Source organism: uncultured Anaerococcus sp. (assembly GCF_963510915.1).
Taxonomy (GTDB): Bacteria; Bacillota; Clostridia; order Tissierellales; family Peptoniphilaceae; genus Anaerococcus.
In genome coordinates, this window is record NZ_CAUPHG010000154.1 from 1 (window position 1) to 2,679 (window position 2,679).

Below are 2,679 nucleotides of genomic sequence, written 5' to 3' on the forward strand. Positions count from 1 at the left end.
AAAAAATAAAATTTACAAATATCTTGTTGGTAAGTCTGATAATTCCCCTACTAGCCAACGCCTTTGGCCTAATAAACTTTATGGGAAATAGGGAGACATTGACCAATGAATGGCAATCTTTGTGGACCCAGGTTAGCTTGTTTTACTTTTCATTTTTCTATATCCCTTTAATTGCAATTGTAATAGCAAGTCTTTGGGCGACAGAGCACAGGGCAGGCCTAAAATTTATCAGACTTAGCCCAAAGAAAAATATGGCCTTTGTGGGGGCAAAGTTGATTTTGGCTTTTCTTATAATTTGCCTTTGCCAGTTATATTTTCTAGGACTTTTCTACTTGGGTGGGAAATTTATTGCCGGTTTTTCGGCTATAGACTTTGGTATATATTTTTATTACACAGGACTTAGTATCTTGTTTGCTCTTCCAATAATAGGTATTTTCGGCGCTCTTGCCATAAGGATTAGGTCTTTTGGGATTATAGTCCTCTTATCAACCGTCTTTACCATGGTTGGTTTTGCCACAGCCTACAGGGCCCTAAAAATAATCGGTCTAAGCTATTTGGCAATAGAGGCTAATAATTTAAGGTTCATAAACCCACATGATTTGATTTTATTATTTATTTTTGCCCTAGGAGAGTTAGTAATATTCTTATTTCTTTCAAATAAGTTTTTAAAATACGAAAATAAATGATTTTTAAAAGGCAAGTCAAAAAATGTCTTAAAGTCATTCCTGATTTACAAAAAAAACTGCCCCCAAACTCGGTTTTATAATCGAGTTTGGGGGCAGTTTGGTTTTTTATTTGATATCTTCTATAGAAATATCGTAGAGGTCTTCGTAGAGGTAGGACTTGTCGATACCTTTCATGAAAACTTTCCTATTATTAATTTCATCTGTAAGGGCAGATTTTAGGAGGTGGTTGAGCTCAAGTGTATTTACAACTGATCTTTCCATGGCAGAAAGATAGGAAAATTTATCGACCTTGTCCCAATCTATACATTTGCTCAAATTTTTCTTTAAAATAAGGTCAAGCCAAATCCTTGTTGCCCTGCCGTTTCCTTCTCTAAAAGGGTGGGCTACATTCATTTCTACGTACTTATCAATAATTTCGTCGAAAGTCCTTTCTGGCATTTTTTCTATTATGGCAAGGTTAGATTCCAAAAAAAGAAGGGTAGCAAAACGGAAATTACCTTTTGAAATATTTACTGTCCTAATTTTGCCCGCAAAGTCAAAAACGTCTTGAAAGAGATAGGCGTGGATGTCTTTGAGGGACTTAAAAGTGCCTACTTCAAATTTATCTATGATGCCAAGATCCCAAAGCTCTTTGGCTCTTTTTTTACTTAAATATTCTTCATTTCTATTCATATTATCACCTAGGATTATTATACAATTCCCCATAAAAAAATCCCCCAAAACCAAAGTTTTGGAGGAAAATTCTAGGCTAGTTCCACCTTGTGGAAGTTTTTCTTGCCTTTTTTGATTATTATTCTATTATCTTCAAAAATTTCTTCTGTGACTTCAAAGGATGGGTCTGTGATTTTTTCATCGTTGATTGATACACCGCCTTGTTGGATGGTGCGTCTTGCTTCGCCATTTGACTTGGTTAGGCCTACTTCTGTCATGAGGGCTAATAGACCCTTTGGTAGGTCAGATGCAGAGATTTGTGTTGTTGGCATGGCTGATTCATCACCTTTTCCAGAGAAAAGCGCTTTGGCTGCATCAAGGGCGGCGTCTGCTTCTTCCTTGCCGTGAACGAGTTTAACTACTTCGTAGGCTAGGATTTCTTTTGCCTTGTTAATTTCTGCTGCTTCAGTTGCTGAACCTAGTCTTCTACATTCAGCTGTAGGTAGGAAGGTTAGTTGAAGTAGGAATTTCTCCACGTCTCTGTCGTCTACATTTCTCATATATTGGAACATTTCAAATGGACTTGTTTTTTCCTTATCAAGCCAAACAGCTCCTTTTTGGGATTTACCCATCTTAACTCCGTCAGCAGTTGTAAGGAGGGCAAAGGTCATACCGTAGGCGTCGCCTTGTTCGTGTTTTTTAATTAAATCTACACCACCGATGATATTTGACCATTGGTCAGACCCACCCATTTCAAGGGTTACACCATTTTCTCTATACATTTTCAAAAAGTCGTAAGATTGTAAGAGCATATAAGAAAATTCGAAAAATGTTAGACCACCAGCTGCCATCCTATTTTTGTAGGCATCTTTTTTGATCATTTCATTTACCAAAAATTCGCTTCCCACATCTCTTAAAAATCCAACAAAGTTAAGGTCAAGAAGCCAATCCTTGTTGTTGAGCATTTCAGCTCCGCCTTGATTAGAAAAGTCCAAAAATCTTTGGAATTGCTTGTAGAAGCACTCTGCGTTGTGGTTTATTCTTTCTACTGTCATGACTTGGCGCATATCGCTTCTACCAGATGGGTCACCGATTAGGGTTGTACCGCCGCCGAGAAGGGCAACTGGTCTGTGGCCGTAGTTCTGCATACGCATCATAACCATTATTTGGATAAGGTGGCCTACAGTTAGAGAATCGGCTGTAGCATCAAAACCACAGTAGAATTTCACAGATTCTGTGGCAAGTTTCTTCTTTAATTCTTCTTCGTTTGTGGCTTGTTCGTAGTAACCACGGTCAACAAGCTCATCAAAAACATTATCGTATTCTTTTTCGTAAGTAAATT

At 37.7% G+C, this 2,679-nt stretch carries 3 protein-coding genes; 1 reads left to right on the forward strand and 2 read right to left on the reverse strand.

Annotation, left to right across the window (positions count from 1 at the left end):
• A partial coding sequence (locus RQ893_RS09005) for an ABC transporter permease (RefSeq protein ID WP_311482670.1) occupies positions 1 to 686 on the forward strand: 686 nt, incomplete at its 5' end.
• 105 nt (positions 687 to 791) lie between these two features.
• Here the strand turns inward: RQ893_RS09005 and fic are convergent.
• Together fic and tyrS are read right to left on the reverse strand one after the other, a co-directional pair.
• Positions 792 to 1,358: a protein adenylyltransferase Fic gene (gene fic / locus RQ893_RS09010; protein ID WP_311482671.1), complete on the reverse strand. Its 567-nt coding sequence runs from the start codon at positions 1,356 to 1,358 to the stop codon at positions 792 to 794.
• Between the two features lie 71 nt (positions 1,359 to 1,429).
• Positions 1,430 to 2,679: tyrosine--tRNA ligase (gene tyrS / locus RQ893_RS09015; RefSeq protein ID WP_311482672.1), on the reverse strand; the 1,250-nt coding region annotated here is incomplete at its 5' end.

Bases quoted from the DNA above. Each gene is read 5' to 3' on its own strand.
- fic (WP_311482671.1), bottom strand. From the start codon at position 1,358: ATGAATAGAAATGAAGAATATTTAAGTAAAAAAAGAGCCAAAGAGCTT.